Origin of the sequence: Nonomuraea sp. B1E8 (assembly GCF_039871515.1) — a bacterium.
Lineage (GTDB): Bacteria > Actinomycetota > Actinomycetes > Streptosporangiales > Streptosporangiaceae > Nonomuraea.
Map to the genome: position 1 here is coordinate 67,816 of NZ_JBDPLS010000023.1, position 15,760 is coordinate 83,575.

At 69.0% G+C, this 15,760-nt stretch carries 16 protein-coding genes; 7 read left to right on the forward strand and 9 right to left on the reverse strand.

The genetic code is table 11. The features are described from left to right. The first annotated feature begins 58 nt into the window (after positions 1-58). Positions 59-1,900 carry an ABC transporter gene (locus tag ABGA98_RS43520; RefSeq protein ID WP_347624363.1) on the forward strand — a complete coding sequence of 614 codons (1,842 nt, stop codon included), beginning with the start codon at positions 59-61 and terminating at the stop codon, positions 1,898-1,900. Continuing rightward, entirely contained in the window at positions 1,897-3,621 is a 1,725-nt protein-coding gene (locus ABGA98_RS43525; RefSeq protein ID WP_347624344.1) for a YfjP family GTPase, read from the forward strand. The genes ABGA98_RS43520 and ABGA98_RS43525 overlap by 4 nt, the downstream gene beginning before the upstream one ends. Before the next feature lie 91 nt (positions 3,622-3,712). Here the strand turns inward: ABGA98_RS43525 and ABGA98_RS43530 are convergent, their stop codons facing one another. The 6 genes from ABGA98_RS43530 to tdh all read right to left on the reverse strand — a co-directional run bounded on the left by ABGA98_RS43530 (position 3,713) and on the right by tdh (position 10,193). Further along, the gene (locus tag ABGA98_RS43530) at positions 3,713-4,267 is read right to left on the reverse strand and encodes a PIN domain-containing protein (protein ID WP_347624345.1); all 555 of its coding nucleotides are present in this window, start codon (positions 4,265-4,267) and stop codon (positions 3,713-3,715) included. 2 nt (positions 4,268-4,269) lie between these two features. Then, positions 4,270-4,725, reverse strand: a complete 456-nt coding sequence (locus tag ABGA98_RS43535; RefSeq protein ID WP_347624346.1) for a helix-turn-helix domain-containing protein — start codon at positions 4,723-4,725, stop codon at positions 4,270-4,272. Positions 4,726-4,881: 156 nt separating this feature from the next. Continuing rightward, entirely contained in the window at positions 4,882-5,796 is a 915-nt protein-coding gene (locus ABGA98_RS43540) for a LysR family transcriptional regulator (protein WP_347624347.1), read from the reverse strand. Positions 5,797-5,943: 147 nt separating this feature from the next. After that, entirely contained in the window at positions 5,944-7,668 is a 1,725-nt protein-coding gene (locus ABGA98_RS43545; RefSeq protein WP_347624348.1) for an RNA-binding domain-containing protein, read from the reverse strand. A gap of 288 nt (positions 7,669-7,956) precedes the next feature. After that, a complete protein-coding gene (locus tag ABGA98_RS43550) occupies positions 7,957-9,126 on the reverse strand; it encodes a glycine C-acetyltransferase (RefSeq protein ID WP_347624349.1) in 1,170 nt (389 codons plus the stop codon). Then, positions 9,126-10,193: an L-threonine 3-dehydrogenase gene (gene tdh, locus ABGA98_RS43555; protein ID WP_347624350.1), complete on the reverse strand. Its 1,068-nt coding sequence runs from the start codon at positions 10,191-10,193 to the stop codon at positions 9,126-9,128. The genes ABGA98_RS43550 and tdh overlap by 1 nt, the downstream gene beginning before the upstream one ends. Positions 10,194-10,352: 159 nt before the next feature. Here tdh and ABGA98_RS43560 point away from each other — a divergent pair, with 159 nt between their 5' ends. Genes ABGA98_RS43560 through ABGA98_RS43580 form a run of 5 tightly spaced genes read left to right on the forward strand, consistent with a single transcriptional unit; the run spans position 10,353 to position 13,615 of the window. After that, entirely contained in the window at positions 10,353-11,546 is a 1,194-nt protein-coding gene (locus ABGA98_RS43560) for a Gfo/Idh/MocA family oxidoreductase (protein ID WP_347624351.1), read from the forward strand. 6 nt (positions 11,547-11,552) lie between these two features. Then, a complete protein-coding gene (locus ABGA98_RS43565) occupies positions 11,553-12,143 on the forward strand; it encodes an RNA polymerase sigma factor (RefSeq protein WP_347624352.1) in 591 nt (196 codons plus the stop codon). Continuing rightward, positions 12,140-12,724, forward strand: coding sequence for a hypothetical protein (locus ABGA98_RS43570; protein ID WP_347624353.1), 585 nt, complete (start codon positions 12,140-12,142; stop codon positions 12,722-12,724). Before ABGA98_RS43565 ends, ABGA98_RS43570 begins: the two co-directional genes overlap by 4 nt. Before the next feature lie 34 nt (positions 12,725-12,758). After that, positions 12,759-13,088 (forward strand): hypothetical protein, encoded by a 330-nt coding sequence (locus ABGA98_RS43575; protein ID WP_347624354.1) that lies wholly within the window; start codon positions 12,759-12,761, stop codon positions 13,086-13,088. Next, on the forward strand, positions 13,085-13,615 hold the full coding sequence (locus ABGA98_RS43580) for a hypothetical protein (RefSeq protein ID WP_347624355.1): 531 nt from the start codon (positions 13,085-13,087) through the stop codon (positions 13,613-13,615). The genes ABGA98_RS43575 and ABGA98_RS43580 overlap by 4 nt, the downstream gene beginning before the upstream one ends. 60 nt (positions 13,616-13,675) lie before the next feature. Here ABGA98_RS43580 and ABGA98_RS43585 read toward each other — a convergent pair whose 3' ends face one another. From ABGA98_RS43585 to ABGA98_RS43595, 3 genes are read right to left on the reverse strand one after another with little or no spacing between them, the layout of a single operon-like run. After that, on the reverse strand, positions 13,676-14,752 hold the full coding sequence (locus tag ABGA98_RS43585; RefSeq protein ID WP_347624356.1) for an SPFH domain-containing protein: 1,077 nt from the start codon (positions 14,750-14,752) through the stop codon (positions 13,676-13,678). A gap of 3 nt (positions 14,753-14,755) precedes the next feature. After that, on the reverse strand, positions 14,756-15,187 hold the full coding sequence (locus ABGA98_RS43590; protein WP_347624357.1) for an NfeD family protein: 432 nt from the start codon (positions 15,185-15,187) through the stop codon (positions 14,756-14,758). Between the two features lie 53 nt (positions 15,188-15,240). After that, a complete protein-coding gene (locus ABGA98_RS43595; protein WP_347624358.1) occupies positions 15,241-15,627 on the reverse strand; it encodes a L,D-transpeptidase in 387 nt (128 codons plus the stop codon). Positions 15,628-15,760: the final 133 nt, after the last annotated feature.

A 15,760-nucleotide genomic window follows, 5' to 3' on the forward strand; every position in this document is an offset into this window, starting at 1 on the left:
GCGACACCGCCGGTGCCGCGGCCGGTGAATGTGATTCACAGTGGGTAGCGTGGGGTTCATGGACCTGCTGGGCGCGTTGGAGACACTGCGCCGTCCCCTCGACCGCGAGTTGTTCCCGCTGGCGATCGGGGAGACCGCGGCCGACAGGCGTGCGCTGCGCGAGCTGACCGGCCAGCTCGACGACTACCTGCTGCCCCGGCTGCGCTCCCTCGACGCGCCGCTGCTCGCCGTCGTCGGCGGATCCACCGGCGCGGGCAAGTCCACGCTGGTCAACTCGCTGGTCGGGGCCGACGTCGCCGAGCCGGGCGTGCTGCGGCCCACGACGCTGGTGCCCACGCTCGTGGTCAGCCCCGCCGACCGTGACTGGTTCATGGGCCAGAACGTGCTCCCCGGCCTGTCCCGCGGCACCGGCGCCGGCCCCGGCACGCTGCGCGTGGTGGCCTCCGACGCGCTCGGCGCCGGGCTCGCGCTGCTCGACGCGCCCGACATCGACTCCGTGGTGACCGCCAACAGGGAACTCGCCGCCCAGCTCCTGGCCGCGGCCGACCTGTGGTTGTTCGTCACGACCGCGGCCCGCTACGCCGACGAGGTGCCGTGGGGCTTCCTGCGTTCCGCCCGCGAACGCAGCACCGCGCTGGCCGTCGTCCTCGACCGCGTGCCGCCCGACGCCCTCGACCCCGTCTCGCGCGACCTGTCCCGCCTCCTCGCCGAGAACGGCCTGGCGGACACCCGGCTGTTCACCGTCCCCGAGGCGCCGCTCCCCGACGAGAGGGCCCGCCTGCCCCGTGAAATGGTGCGGCCCATCGCCGCCTGGCTCACAGGGCTGGCCTCCGACGCCGCGGAAAGGTCCCGCGTCGTACGCCAGACGCTGTCGGGGGCGCTCGACAGCCTCGCCACCCGGGTGCCGTCGCTGGCCGGGGCCGTCGACCGCCAGCGCGCCGCCTTCGACGGCCTGCGCTCGATCGTCACGGCGGCCTACGCGGGCGGCATGGCCGACTTCGACGAGGGCATGCGCGACGGGTCGCTGCTGCGGGGCGAGGTGCTGGCCCGCTGGCAGGACTTCATCGGCACCGGCGACCTCATGCGCTCGCTGGAGAGCCGGGTGGGCCGGCTGCGCGACCGCGTGGTCGGCTTCTTCACGGGACGGGTGCCGGAGGTCAAGCTCAGAGACGCCCTGGAGAGCGGCGTCGGGGCGCTGATCAGGGGCGCGGCCGACGGCGCTGCCGAGCGCGCCCTGGAGGGGTGGTCCGCCGCGCCCGGCGGCTCCGGGCTGCTCGAACAGCTCGGCGCCGTCGAGTCCGCCCGGCTCGGCCGCGCCTCGCCCGACCTGGCCAAGCGGGCCGAGGCCGCGGTGCGGGGGTGGCAGGAGTTCGTGCTCGACCTCGTACGCGAGGAGGGCGCCGAGAAGCGCACGGCCGCCCGCGTGGCGTCGTTCGGGGTGAACGGGGCCGGGCTGCTGCTCATGCTGGCCGTGTTCGCCTCCACCGGAGGGCTGACCGGGATCGAGGTGGGGATCGCCGGCGGGACGAGCGTGCTGACGCAGAAGCTGCTGGAGGCCGTCTTCGGCGACCAGGCGGTGCGGACGCTCACGGTGCGGGCGCGGGAGGATCTGCGCGAGCGGGTACGCACGTTGCTGGCCGAGGAGGCCGCCCGGTTCACCGCCCAGCTGGAGGCGGTCGAGCCGCCCGCGGACGCGGCGGGGGCGCTGCGCGCGGCGCTGGCCCGCATCCAGGCCCACCGCACCGAACTCCCCGCGCCCGCCCTCGAACCGCCCACCGCCGACCATCCGGCCGTCGAACCCGCTGGACCCGCCGAACCGCCAGGACCGCCCACCGCCGAGCTTCCGGTCGTCGGGCCCGTGCAAGGTCCGATGCCGCCCGACCCGGAGGAGAGGCCGTGAAGCTGCTGCGCCGTAAGGAGGGCCCGTCTCTCGACTCCAGGCTCGCCGCCCTTCTTGAGGCGGCGTCACTGGCCGAGGGGCGGCTGCCCGAGCAGGCGGTGTCCGGCGCGCGTTCGGTCGCCGAGCGGGCCGGGGCACGCCGCAACCTGTCGGTCGACCACACCGTGGCCGCGCTGGCGGGGGCGACCGGCAGCGGCAAGTCGTCGCTCTACAACGCCCTGGCCGGTGCGGAGCTGGCGGCCGTGGGCGTCACCAGGCCGACGACCTCGACCGCGCAGGCGGCTCTGTGGGACGGCGAGGGCGCGGGCCCGCTGCTGGACTGGCTCGACGTCCCGCAGCGCCACTCCGCCACCGCCGCCGGCGACCTGTCCGGGCTCATCCTCCTGGACCTGCCCGACCACGACTCCATCCGGCTCTCCCACCGCCTGGAGGTGGATCGCCTGGTGGAGCTGGTCGACCTGCTGGTGTGGGTGGTGGATCCGCAGAAGTACGCCGACGCGGCGCTGCACGAGCGCTACCTGCGCCCGCTGGCCGCGCACCGGGACGTGACGGTGGTGGTCCTCAACCAGGTGGACCGGCTGCCCGCGCAGGCCGTCGACCGCTGCCTGCGCGACATGCGCCGGCTGCTGGACGACGACGGGATGCAGGGCGTTCCGGTGCTCGCCGTCTCCGCCAGGACCGGGACGGGGCTGCCCCAGCTCCGTTCGCTCCTCCGGGACCGGGTCTCCGAACGTAAGTCGTGGTCCGCCCGCCTGGCCGCCGACGTCACGACCGCCGCCACCCACCTCACCCCCGCCGGCCCGGCCTCGGAGGGGTTGCCGGGTGCGGCGGACGAGCCGGACGGCGTCCTGGCGGCCGGGCGGGGCACGGAGGGGGCGGCGCAGCTGACGGGAGGGCTGGGCAGGGCGCTCACCGGGGCGCTGTCGCAGGCGGCCGGGGTGCCGCTGGTCGTCGAGGCCGTGGCCAAGGGGCACCGGCACCGGGCGATCGTCGCCACCGGGTGGCCGGTCACGAGGTGGCTCAGGAGGTTCCGGCCGGACCCGCTCCGGAGGCTGCGCGTCGACGGCACGGCCCTCCAGGGCGCGGTGTCCGGCGGGGCGGGTAGGGAGGTCGAAGGGCCGGCCGGGGAGCCCGGGAGCGGCATCGTGGGCCGTACCTCGGTCCCTGCGGCGTCGGCCGTACAGCGGGCTCAGGTCGAGACGGCGGTCAGGGACGTCGGCGAGGCGGCCGCGTCCGGGCTGCCCGGCCCGTGGGCGGCGGCCGTACGGCACGCGGCACGCTCGCGCTCCCATGACCTGGCGGACGCGGTGGACCGGGCGGTCGCCAGGACCTCCGCCGGCGCGACCAGGCGACCTCGGTGGTGGCGGGCGGTGAACGCGCTGCAGTGGCTGGTGTTCGCGGCCATGGTGGCCGGCGCGCTGTGGCTGGGCGTGCTGTTCGGGATGGACTACCTGCGCCTGCCGCAGCCGCCGCTCCCGACCGCCGGCGTGGTGCCGTGGCCGACGGTGCTGCTGGTGGGAGGGGCGCTCGCGGGCGTGCTGATCGCGCTGCTGGCGAGGCTGGCCGCCTGGGCGGGTGGCAGGCGCAGAGCCCGGCGTACGTCCCGGGCCCTGCGCGCCGCCATCGGCCAGGTCGGCGAGGACCTTGTGCTGGACCCGGTGAGGGCCGAACTGGACCGGTACGCCCGCTTCACCGAGGCGCTCGAACGCGCCCGACCCTGAGCCGGGCCCAGCTCGCCGGCCAGGCGCGGCCCATTCTGAGCAGCACGGTCTCCAGCCTGCCGTCGCACAGAGCGCCGCTGCCACAGAGGTGCTAACCGGCTCGGAGGGCAGCAACCGACTCCACGAGGCCTGCTGCCTCCAACGCATCGAGCACATCGTCGATGGTTTCCGGCGGGTTGATTCGTGAGTCCGCGATCTGCTGCACGCATGTCCAGACGACTCTTCCGTCGAGGTCGATTTGGTCCAGAACGAAGTCATCGGGCGACTTTGCTTCCATGTTCCATGGATCCAAGGTCTCTGCGGGAAAGTCCCTGAGGTTCGACGTAACGATGAGTTGCGCACGGGTTTTGATCGCCGCAGCCAGCACATGCCGATCGTCGGGGTCGGGGAGTTTAAGCCCTTCGATCAGCGGCTCATAGCCCTCTACCAGGCAGTCCCTAACCGCCGCGTTCATCAGGAGCCGGAGTTTGCCAAGCTTCTCCTCCGGAATGTCCGGACGGTTGGTCGCAAGGTTACGCTGCATCTCGTCGAGGATCCTGTTGGTCCATCTGGCCTGCAGACGTCCCGCCATGGCGAGACGGATGAGCAGATCACGCAGCGTATTGCCATACAGTACGTTCGCGTCATAGACGACCACGTAGGCCATGGTCAGATGCCTAGCTCTTGCCCCAGCGCAGCAAGCTGGTCAGCAGCCATACGGCGCTTGGCGTCGTCACGGCGCTTGTACTCCTGGAGATCCTCATAAGTGATACGCCGATGCTTGCCGATCAAACGGAAGGGGATCTCGCCCGACTCCAGCAGCTTGATCAGATAAGGACGCGAGACGTTCAGCATGTCCGCTGCTTGTTGCGTCGTCAGTTCGGCATGGGACGGTATGACCGTCACTCCGCGCCCTTCGGCCGCCTGGGCGAGGACGAAGGCGAGCAGGCTCACGGCCTCGCGAGGCAGGATCAATGGATCCTCACCACCATGCTCGCCGGCGACGCGAATGGTCGATTGCTCGGGACAGCGCATGAGATAGTCCTTGATCCGCCGCACGGCACGACCGGCTATCTCGGCGTCCATCATCCCGGGCTGAACCCGCTTGGCCTGCACGTCTGCCATCGTGACACCTCCAATCGCAGTATCCGCAATATTCGAAGTAAACGCAAGCGGTTGGATGGCAGGTGCAGAGCCCGGGCGTACTTCGTCGCCGTTTCAGCTGGTAGCGCTTGGCGACCACGTCCCCGGGCTCGGGAGTGGAGGAGACGTGCATGGGTTTCACCCAGTCCTGTCTCGCTTGTCGAGCGAACCGGAAATCGTACGGAGCCCCGACAGGAGCGGGCGCAGGAGGGGATGGGAGTCGGCTCCGCGGCGTACGGCGGCGAAGACGCGGCGCTCAGGCCCAGGCGTGTGGCGTACGACGACTCCGGGCAGCGCCATGTCGCGCAGCGCCAGCCGCGGCACGAGAGCCACCCCCGCGCCCGCGCCCACCAGGGCGACCACGGCGCGGAAGTCGTCGGAGCAGTGGGCGAGGTCCGGCGTGAAGCCCGCCTGCCGGCAGGCGAACGCGATCACGTCGTGCACCGGATTGCCCGGATAGGGGCCGATCCACGTCTCGGAGGCGAGCGACTCCAGCGTGGCCGACCCCGCCAGGAGATGGTCGCGGGGGAGGACCAGGTCGAACGGCTCCGCGTACAGCGGCATGCGCGACAACCGGCGGTCGGAGGCGTCGGGCGCGTCCCGGTATTCCACCGCGATCGCCAGGTCCACCTCTCCGTCGAGCAGCATGGCCAGGCTCTGGTCGCCCTCGGCGTCTCGTATGCGTACGCGCAGGCCGGGGGCGGTGGAGCGCAGGGCGGCGATCGTGGGTGAGAGCACGGCGCTGATCGCGGTGGCGAAGCAGGCCACGGTCGCCTCGCCGGCCTCGCCTGTGGTGTACGCGGCCACCTCGGCCTCGGCGCGTTCGAGCTGGGCGAGGACCTCGTTGGCGTGAACGAGCATGATCTTGCCCACCGCGGTCAGGTGCACGCCGCGCCCGTCACGCGTGAGCAGGCGGTGGCCCACCTCGTGTTCCAGGGCGGCGAGTTGCTGGGACACGGCCGAAGGGGTGAGGTGCAGCGCCGCCGCCGCGGCGGTGACCGTGCCGTGGTCGGCCACCGCGCGCAACGTACGCAGCCGCCGCGTGTCTATCACGCAGCGAGAATACTGACTCGCCCAGCTCGGTCACACGTCGAGGAACACCGTCCGTGGCCGGCAGTTGGACGCGGATCCTGGCTGGCCATGAGGCACGACAGGGTGTGAAGAGCCGGCCACGTAGGTGCGGCCTGGCTGGGCGCTGTCTCAGTCAGCCTCCGGTCGACGAACTTTTGAGCGGCTGGTCTTCGCCTTGGGAAACTTCGGCCCAGGCCCGTATCGGACGGCCGTCCCTCGCTTCTGCTCGGACGTCCGGGTCAGCAGTTCTCTCCCGACCAGGTCTCGGATGATGTCCCGGGCTTGGTAGACACCTACGTCGAACAGTCGCTGAACGGTCCGGTTATTGACCTCGCCATAGTCGCGCACGTGCTCGATGATCTTCCTGTCGATGTCATCCGCCGCACGGCTGTGGTACGCGACGGCGCTTCCGAGGTGAGAAACCACCTCTGCTCGAAGCCGATATGCAGGGTAGTGATGTTGCATGGTGGCTCGAGTGGGCTCCAACACGCCCGCAGGTTCCGCTGCCAGTCGATGGAGTGCCGCCTGCGCCTCATCTTGTGACCGTTGAATGACGGGCGCGACCTCGGAGGAGCGAACCGTACGCTTCGCGCACAGCATGCGAATGATGAGCATCGCATCCGTGTCGTCCTGCTCTTCTTGGGGGAGTGAGGCCACGAATTTCGCGATCCGGGTGTTGGGCGGCTCCCCTCGAAACAGCACAACTACGTGTTCGGCCCCTTCGGTGATCACTGGCACATCCCGCCCGGACTTGATCATCTCCCGGTACATTCGATCGACTCCCTGCCCGACCTCCTCTGCCAGGCCTAGCAGTCGAAAGCCGGAGGCCAGCGCGGGGAAGCGTGCTCTCGACCCTCTCGTCAGAATGTTGTTCGTGGTCACTCCGGAGACCAGAGGGCCTGGTGATTCAATACGCAGGTATTGCGGTGAATGCTCTACTTGTACGGTGCCCTTCAAACGCCAATCGCCGTGGATGAACGCGTTGACCAGGGCTTCACGTATCGCCGCCGACGGATAGTCCTCGATCTGCAACTGGCGTCCGTCGGCAAGGGTTACGGGGGTGATGCCTTGCCGGGCCCTGATGGCCTGGAGGACCTCATCGAAAGCCAGCACCAGAGGAGCGCCGACGCGCAACACCGCATCGGCCTCACCGGACTGAGTGCGCTTGTGTTGGTAGACCGCTGCGTTGATCCCGACGCTCGATGGGTTCTGGCAGAGCATCAGTTCCCCGCTGCGAGACAAGCTTCCATCGTCCGCGATCGCGTGTAGTGCGTTCAGCAAGTCCCTGTCCCCGAACTGCGAGTATCGCTGCCGAGCCGGATCGGTCGAACCGGCGAGAAGCCTTCTGCAATATCTCAGGGCCAGCGGATCCACGTCGTCCAACGACCGGCCGCTCGCGGTGGCAGACCAGTCGAATCCGCGACGTTCTTCCGAGAGTCGGGTCACATCGAGAGGACGCATCGGCAGACAGTCCGTGTTGATCCGCTGATACGTATACCCCTTTGCCGTGGAATACACCTCAAGGCCTTCCGGGATGATGATCTCCAGAAGTCGCCTTCCGGCGAACTTCAGCTCCCGCACGTCCACGAGCAGGGAAGGCATGGTGAGCTGGTGAACCTTGCTCCGCAGGATTGATGCGTCCATGTCGCAGCCGATGAACGCATCTTCACCCGACTTGTTGTCCGCCACACCGACGATCACGGTCCCCCCGCCGGCATTGGCGAAGCAGACGCACGCCTCCGCGAGGTCTTGGAACGCCTCATTGAGGTTGGGCTTCGCCTGCTTGAAATCGAGGGTGTCCGTTTCGCACTTGGCGGCGGTCGTCCCCGACAGGATCTTCTTGAGGACCGGCATTGAAGACGTCACCTTTGGGGCTCCTTTGAGATTTCCGTTGGACCAACGGTATCCCCAAAGGGTCCCCAAAGGACAGCGTTTCGACTGCCCCTTCCCCTGGCGTGGCAAGTCTGATGGGCTATGGGAACCTGTCCGTCTTGCGACCTATCTCAGTGCCTATCCATCTGTTGACCAGCACTTTGCGTCCAGTGCGCAGGACTGAAGCGGGTCGCCTTTGGCGACTCCTTTGACAGGGCCGTTGGGCCAACGCGTTGCCCAAAGAACGTTCCACGCGGTGCACAAAGCGACTCAGCCGCGGGCCTGGATGAAGGCTTGGATCGCGCGGTCGACGTCCGCCTGCGAGTGCGCGGCCGAGAGCTGGACGCGGATCCTCGCCTGGCCGTGCGGCACGACGGGGTAGGAGAAGCCGATCACGTAGACGCCGAGGTCGAGCAGGCGCTCGGCCAGGGCGCCCGCCTCGGCGGCGTCGCCGATCATCACGGGCACGATCGGGTGGTCGCCGGGCAGGATGTCGAACCCGGCCTCGGTCATCCGGTCGCGGAAACGGGCGGTGTTGGCGCGCAGCCGCTCGCGGGCGTCGTTCGAGGTCTCCAGCAGGTCGAGGATGCGCAGCGACGCGGCGGCGATGACGGGCGCGAGCGAGTTGGAGAACAGGTAGGGGCGCGAACGCTGGCGCAGCAGCTCGCAGATCTCCTTGCGGGCCGAGACGTAGCCGCCGCTGGCCCCGCCGAGCGCCTTGCCGAGCGTGCCGGTGATGATGTCGATCCGGTCGGTGACGCCGTGCAGTTCGGGTGTGCCGCGCCCGGTGGGCCCGACGAAGCCGACGGCGTGCGAGTCGTCGACCATCACCATGGCGTCGTACCGCTCGGCCAGGTCGCAGATGTCACGCAACGGGGCGAGATATCCGTCCATGGAGAACACGCCGTCGGTCACGATCAGCCGCCGCCGCGCCTCCGACGCCTCCTTCAACCTGGCCTCCAGCTCGGCCATGTCGCGGTTGGCGTACCGGAACCGCTTGGCCTTGGAGAGCCGGATGCCGTCGATGATGCTGGCGTGGTTGAGCGCGTCGGAGATCACCGCGTCCTGGGCGTCGAGCAGCGTCTCGAAGACGCCGCCGTTCGCGTCGAAACAGGAACTGTAGAGGACGGTGTCCTCCATGCCGAGGAAGTCGGACAGGCGGGATTCGAGCTCCTTGTGCACCTCCTGGGTGCCGCAGATGAAGCGTACGGACGCCATCCCGAACCCCCACCGGTCGAGCGCCTCCTTGGCGGCCTCGACCACCGTGGGATCGTCGGCCAGGCCCAGATAGTTGTTGGCGCAGAAGTTCAGCACCTCGCGCCCTGCCACGCTCACCTGGGAGCTCTGCGGGGTGCTGATCACGCGCTCGGGCTTGAGCAGCCCGGCCTCGGTGATCTCGTCGAGCGTCGTACGCAGCTGCTCGCGCACGTTCGTGAACATCAGGCGCTCCTGTCGGTGGTCGTGGCCGCTTCGGCCGGTGTTGCGCTCCAGTCCAGAATGACCTTGCCCGTACGGCCGCTGGCGGCCGTGTCGAAGGCGGCGTCGAAGGCGTAGTAGGGGAAACGGTCGGTGATCACGGGGGAGAGGTCGAGGCCCTTCTCCAGCAGCACGGACATGTTGTACCAGGTCTCGTACATCTCGCGGCCGTAGACCCCCTTGATCGTGATCATGGACGTCACGACGGTGGACCAGTCGACGGCGAACTCCTCGGCGGGCAGCCCGAGCATGGCGATCTTGCCGCCGTGGGTCATGCTGGCGATCATGTCGCGGAGCGCCGCCGGGCTGCCGGACATCTCCAGCCCCACGTCGAAGCCCTCGCGCAGGTGGAGCCGTTGCATGCCCTCGGCGATCGACGATCTGGAGACGTTGAGCGCGAGCGAGACGCCGAGCTTGCGGGCCAGGTCGAGCCGCTCGTCGCTGATGTCGGTGATCACCACGTGGCGCGCGCCGACGTGCGTGGCCACGGCCGCCGCCATGAGCCCGATCGGGCCCGCGCCGGTGATCAGCACGTCCTCGCCGACCAGGGGGAAGGAGAGCGCGGTGTGTACGGCGTTGCCGAACGGGTCGAAGATGGCGGCCACGTCGGGATGGACGGGGACACGGTGCACCCAGACGTTCGTGGCGGGCAGGGTGACGTACTCGGCGAACGCGCCGTCCCTGTGGACACCCAGCCCGATCGTGTTGCGGCACAGGTGCCTGCGGCCGGCCATGCAGTTGCGGCACTTGCCGCAGACGAGGTGCCCCTCGCCGCTGACGAGGTCGCCGGGGGTGATGTCCTCGACGTCCGGCGCCACCTCGACGACGTGGCCGGAGAACTCATGACCCACGATCAACGGAGGTTTAATGGTATGCCGCGCCCAATCGTCAAATTTCCGGATATGCAGGTCGGTGCCGCAGATACCGGTCCGCAGGACCCGGATCTTCACCTCGCCGGGCCCCACCTCCGGCTCCGGCACGTCCACCAGCGCGAGGCCGGGTTCGTCCCGCTCCTTGACCAGCGCCTTCATGCGCGTCCCCCTACGTCGAACCATCAGTAACGCACTGTGCCCGTTCTCCGCCGAGCGTGTCCATCGAGGGTTTCTTAAGTGCCCCCACAGCACAGCTTCACGCCGCCGCCCGGTAGCAGGCGCCCTGTACTATTTCGACCGCCTTCGGAAGGAACACTCGTGAACGACCTGCGCATCGGCGTCATCGGGCTCGGCCTGCGCACGAGCCTCGCCCTGGCGGCCCACCGCCCCGGCGAGGGCTCGGTGGTGGCCGCCCTGTGCGACTCCGACCCGGCGGTGCTCAAGAGACAGGCCGGCCGTTTCCAGGCGGAGCTGCTGACCGAGCACCACCACGAGCTGCTCGGCAGGGACGACCTCGACGCGGTCATCGTGATGACGCCCGACGACACGCATGAGCGCATCGCCATCGACTGCCTGAAGGCGGGCAAGGCCGTCTACCTGGAGAAGCCGCTGGCCATCACCGTGGAGAGCGCCGACCGCATCCTGCGCGCCGCCCGGCGCACCGGCACCCGCCTGTACGTCGGGCACAACATGCGCCACATGGGCGTGGTCCGCCTGATGCGCGACATCATCCGCAAGGGCGTCATCGGCGAGCCGAAGACCGTCTGGGTGCGCCACTTCGTCTCCTACGGCGGCGACTACTACTTCAAGGACTGGCACGCCGACCGCACCAGGACCACCGGGCTGCTGCTGCAGAAGGCGGCGCACGACCTCGACGTGATCCACTGGCTCGCGGGCGGCTACACCACCAGGGTCAACGCGTTCGGCGACCTGATGCTCTACGGCGACCTGCCGCGCCGAGACCCCGGCACGCCACGGCCGGACGGCTGGCTGCAGGACTACACCTGGCCGCCGTCCGGGCATCGCGACCTGCACCACGTCGTGGACGTCGAGGACGTCTCCGTCATGAACATGCGCCTGGACAACGGCGTCATCGCCGCCTACCAGCAGTGCCACTTCACGCCCGACTACGTGCGCAACTACACGGTCATCGGCGCCGAGGGCCGCCTGGAGAACTTCGGCGACGGTCCCGGCGACACGGTCAAGGTGTGGAACACGGGGCCCACGGGCTACCGGGGAGAGGGCGACATCACGTACAAGGTGCCTGCCGCGCTGGGCACGCACGGCGGCGCGGACGTCGAGATCGTGACGGAGTTCCTCAGGTTCGTCAGGGACGGCGGCGTGACGGACACCTCGCCGGTGGCGGCGCGGATGAGCGTGGCGGCCGGCTACATGGCGACGATGTCGTTGCGGAACGGCGGCATGCCGTACGACGTGCCGGACCTCGACCCGGAGCTGGCCGCGTACTTCGACCGGGGGCAGGTGGAACCGGAGCGGGCGGGCGGACAGTAGATATATGTGGATATACGTACCCGGATCCGGGATGGAGACAGGGCGGCTTTCGGCGAGCTCTTCGACGAGTGCTCCAAGGCCGTGTACAACCATGCCTTCCGCCTGACCGCCAACTGGTCCACGGCCGAGGACGTGACGGCGCTGACGTTCCTCGAAGCCTGGCGGTTACGCGGGCGCATCGACCCCGGCGGCGGCTCCCTGCGGCCGTGGCTCCTGGGCATCGCCACCAACGTGACCCGCAACATGCGCAGGGCCGCCCGCAGGCACGACGGCGCCCTGGCCAGGCTGCCCAGAGGCGAGCCGGTGCCCGACTTCGCCGACGAGGTGGTGGGCCGGATCGAGGACGCGGAACGGCTGGCCGCGGTTCGTGCCGCGTACGGCCGGCTGCGCCGCCAGGAGCAGGACGTGTTCGCGTTGTGCGTCTGGGCGGGCCTCGGCTACGCCCAGGCGGCCGAGGCGCTGCGCGTCCCGGTCGGCACGGTGAAGTCGAGGTTGTCACGGGCGCGCCGGAAACTCGCCGCCGCGGGGGAACCCGCGCCGCCGGACCGACAGGTAACAGGTGACCGTGGCCCTCGTCAGACGTGGGAGACCCGATGAACTGGCCGACCGAACGTGAACTTCCCGAGGGCCGTCACCGACTGCTCAAGGAGTTCGTGATGACCGAGATCGACAAGCGGCCCGCGAAGCGGCGGGTCCCGCGCCTCGCCGTGCTGGCGCCCGTCCTGGGCCTGGCGGCTGCCGCCGCGGTGGCCGTGCCGGCGCTCTTCGGCGGCACCCCCGCGTACGCGGTGGAGAAGCGCCCCGACGGCCTCATCGACATCACCATCAACGAGGCCAAGAATCCCGAGCGGCTCCAGGAGGACCTGCGGGCCATGGGAGCGAACGTGGTGGTGACCTACATCCCCCGCGGCAAGAAGTGCAGCCCGCAGCCGCGCAGCAGCCACTTCCTGAGCCAGGAGGACGCGCCGTTGGCGCCGTTCCCGGTGCCCGGAGGTAAGACCGGACCGGGCTTCGCCATCGACCCGCGGGTGATCGGCGAGGGGCAGACGGGGGTGCTGGAGTTCAGCGTCTCTGAGAACAACGGTGGGGTCGTCGCGGGGATCTGGGCCCGCGTGGGCCAGGACCCGATCGCCGGATGCGAACTGGTGGACACGACGGACGCACCTCTGTCGCACTGATCCCAGCACTCCGGCGCCCGCCACACGCTTTCGTGTGGCGGGCGTCGTCGTGTGTCAGCTGGAACGCCAGGGTTGGAATCGCCGTACTAAACGTGCAACACTGTTGCAAGGTTGGTACATGGTCGGTAGAGGAAGACATCAGCACAACGAGATCAATGCGGTCTTCAGGGCGATCCGCAAGTTCGAGTGGTTGACCGTGGTGGAAAGCCACAACGGGCACCGCTGGGGATGGATCGAATGCGCCTGCGGTGCCCCTGCGCAGTCAATCTGGTGCACGCCGCGTAACCCGGGCAACCACGCGAAGCGCATTCTCCGATGGGTCGACGAGCACGCGGAGTGCGCAAAGAACGAGGAGAAGTCATGATTACGTGGGACTTCCGCGTCACACTGAATCGAGCGGTCACAGACGAGGAGCTGGACGCTCTGTTCGAGGCCGGTCTCGATGACTGCACCGTTTCGAGCCTCAAAGACGGCAGAACTTACGTCATGTGCGACCGCGAGGCGGAGACCTTGCTGGACGCGATCGCATCCGTGCTCACCCAGATCAGGACGGTCCCGGGTCTGTGGGCCACCGGGGTCGGCCACGACGACGGGGTGACGCTGGGGGACGCGGCGCGCCGGCACGGGGGCCGCACACAGGCCAGCCTCCGGCAGCTCGCCACGGGCCGGCGCGGCCCCGGTGGTTTCCCGAAGCCGCTGATGGAGGCCGACAACATCAGCCTCTACTCCTGGGCCGAGATCTCGGAGTGGCTGCGCACCAAGATGGGCGATGACATCGCCCCGGCGAACCGCGACCTCGTGATCGCCGATGCGGCGGTCAAACTGGCCTGCCGGGCCCGTGACGCCCATCGGGAGACCCAGGTGGCCGCCATCTTCGAGATCGCCTCCTGATCCGGTGGCGGCCGGCCTCCCACCCCTCAACTGACCTGCCGGCCGCCCTGATCGAAAAGCTCAGCGCTCGGCCTCCGTCGGCTTCTTGTCCAGGTCGGGGAACGCGGCGGGCTCCTCGACGCCCTGCGTGAGCTGGCGCGGCCCCTTCGGGCTCTCGGCCTGCTGGGCGTCGGCCACGGCCTCGGCAGCGGCCTCCGCGGCCTTGGCGGCCTCCTCCTCCGCGGCCGAACTCTCCGGCATCTCCTCGCGGGTGGCCGTCGACTTCGGCAGGGCCTCCGTGAACGCCTTCGACACCCCCTGCAGCGCCGACGTGACCTCGCTCGGGATCACCCAGAACGTGTTGCCGTCGCCCTGCGCGAGCTGCGGCAGCACCTGGAGGTACTGGTAGGCGAGCAGCTTGGGGTCGGGGTCGTTGCGGTGGACGGCCTGGAAGACCTGGTCGATGGCGCGCGACTGGCCCTCGGCCTCCAGGATGGCGGCCGTGCGCTGGCCCTCGGCGCGCAGGACGCGGCTCTGCTTCTCGCCTTCGGCGGTGAGGATCTGCGACTGCCGCTGGCCTTCGGCGTTGAGGATGGCGGCGCGCTTGTCGCGCTCGGCCCGCATCTGCTTCTCCATCGCGTCTTTGATGGTCTTCGGCGGGTCGATGGCCTTGATCTCGACGCGGTTGACGCGCAGCCCCCACTTGCCGGTGGCCTCGTCGAGGACGCCGCGCAGCTGGCTGTTGATCGTGTCGCGGGAGGTCAGGGTCTTCTCCAGGTCCATGGAGCCGACGACGTTACGCAGCGTCGTGACGGTGAGCTGCTCGACGGCCTGGATGTAGTTGGCGATCTCGTACGCCGCCGCGCGCGGGTCGGTGACCTGGAAGTAGAGGACGGTGTCGATCTCGACGACCAGGTTGTCCTCGGTGATGACGGGCTGGGGGCGGAAGGAGACGACCTGCTCGCGGAGGTCGATCACGGGGTAGACGCGGTCGATGTAGGGGATGACGAAGTTGAGGCCGGGCTTGAGGGTGCGGTGGTAACGTCCGAGCCGCTCCACGTTGCGCGCCCGCGCCTGCGGGATGATCCGCACTGCTTTGAGCACGGTGAACACCGCGAAAAGGATGATGAAGATTCCGACCAGCAAGAGCGGATCCATGAGTCACTCCCGGGGATAGACGAGGGCTGTCGCCCCTTCGATCTCGATGATGTCGACGGTCGCCCCTGTGGGGATCACCAGGGTTTCGTCGTACGCGCGCGCGGACCACTCCTCACCCCCGACGCGCACGCGACCGTTGTGGCCCGTCACCTCCGAGATCACATAGGCGGGCTTGCCGACGAGTGCTTCCACCCCGAACCGTTGCAGTGCCGGCTGCTTGACGTGGCGCATCGCGATGGGCCTGAGCACCAGCAGGCCTGCGGCCGACGAAGCGGCGAAGAACATCAGCTGCAGAGGAACGGGCAAGCCCAGCGCCGCGGTGGCGGCGGTCAGGAGAGCGGCCGCACCCAGAAGCCCGAGAGAGGCCGTGAGCGTGAATATTTCGGCCACGCCAAGAACGACAGCGAGGATTACCCAGATGATCCATTCATCCATATCGGCCCTCCTACTAGGACAACGGGCCTGCACCGGCGGGTTGTTCCCTTGCTCTAAGGTAGCCCTGGATTCACCCTTGCGGCACCCATGAGTGCGTCGCTCCCGGCCTTTTGAAGCGCGCTCCCTTGCCGCCATTTCTCCCACGGGAGTTGCCAGAAACCCCACCCGTTGTCCCATTCGAGGGTGCGGTCGGTGCCCGTGATGACGACCGGATCGCCGCGCAGGGTGGTGGTGTAGAACCACTCCGCCTGGTCCGGCCGGGCATTGACGCAACCGTGGCTGACGTTTTCCCGGCCCTGTGCCCAGAGGTTGTCCTTGGCGTGCACGTATTCGCCGGTGTCGGAAATGCGTACGGCATGCTCGATCATCATGTCGTAAAAGCCGGGTTCGCCCTCGTCGCGGCCGGGTGAAACCATGCGGACCGGATTGCCTTTGTCCATGGTCAGCCTCGATGACTCACGGGGTGGGCGTCCCTCCTGATCAGTTTCGGCTGATGGAGGTTTCCGCCTGATCGTCCCGTTCGCTGCGGATGGTGGCACGGCAATCTGCCCGGGACGCTCGGGCGGGCGGCGG

What these genes read in the sequence shown, in the direction of transcription:
- ABGA98_RS43520 (WP_347624363.1), top strand. Translation starts at nt 59, where the DNA reads ATGGACCTGCTGGGCGCGTTGGAGACACTGCGCCGTCCCCTCGACCGC.
- ABGA98_RS43530 (WP_347624345.1), bottom strand. Translation starts at nt 4,267, where the DNA reads ATGGCCTACGTGGTCGTCTATGACGCGAACGTACTGTATGGCAATACG.
- ABGA98_RS43535 (WP_347624346.1), bottom strand. Translation starts at nt 4,725, where the DNA reads ATGGCAGACGTGCAGGCCAAGCGGGTTCAGCCCGGGATGATGGACGCC.
- ABGA98_RS43545 (WP_347624348.1), bottom strand. Translation starts at nt 7,668, where the DNA reads ATGCCGGTCCTCAAGAAGATCCTGTCGGGGACGACCGCCGCCAAGTGC.
- ABGA98_RS43550 (WP_347624349.1), bottom strand. Translation starts at nt 9,126, where the DNA reads ATGTTCACGAACGTGCGCGAGCAGCTGCGTACGACGCTCGACGAGATC.
- tdh (WP_347624350.1), bottom strand. Translation starts at nt 10,193, where the DNA reads ATGAAGGCGCTGGTCAAGGAGCGGGACGAACCCGGCCTCGCGCTGGTG.
- ABGA98_RS43570 (WP_347624353.1), top strand. Translation starts at nt 12,140, where the DNA reads ATGAACTGGCCGACCGAACGTGAACTTCCCGAGGGCCGTCACCGACTG.
- ABGA98_RS43580 (WP_347624355.1), top strand. Translation starts at nt 13,085, where the DNA reads ATGATTACGTGGGACTTCCGCGTCACACTGAATCGAGCGGTCACAGAC.
- ABGA98_RS43585 (WP_347624356.1), bottom strand. Translation starts at nt 14,752, where the DNA reads ATGGATCCGCTCTTGCTGGTCGGAATCTTCATCATCCTTTTCGCGGTG.
- ABGA98_RS43590 (WP_347624357.1), bottom strand. Translation starts at nt 15,187, where the DNA reads ATGGATGAATGGATCATCTGGGTAATCCTCGCTGTCGTTCTTGGCGTG.
- ABGA98_RS43595 (WP_347624358.1), bottom strand. Translation starts at nt 15,627, where the DNA reads ATGGACAAAGGCAATCCGGTCCGCATGGTTTCACCCGGCCGCGACGAG.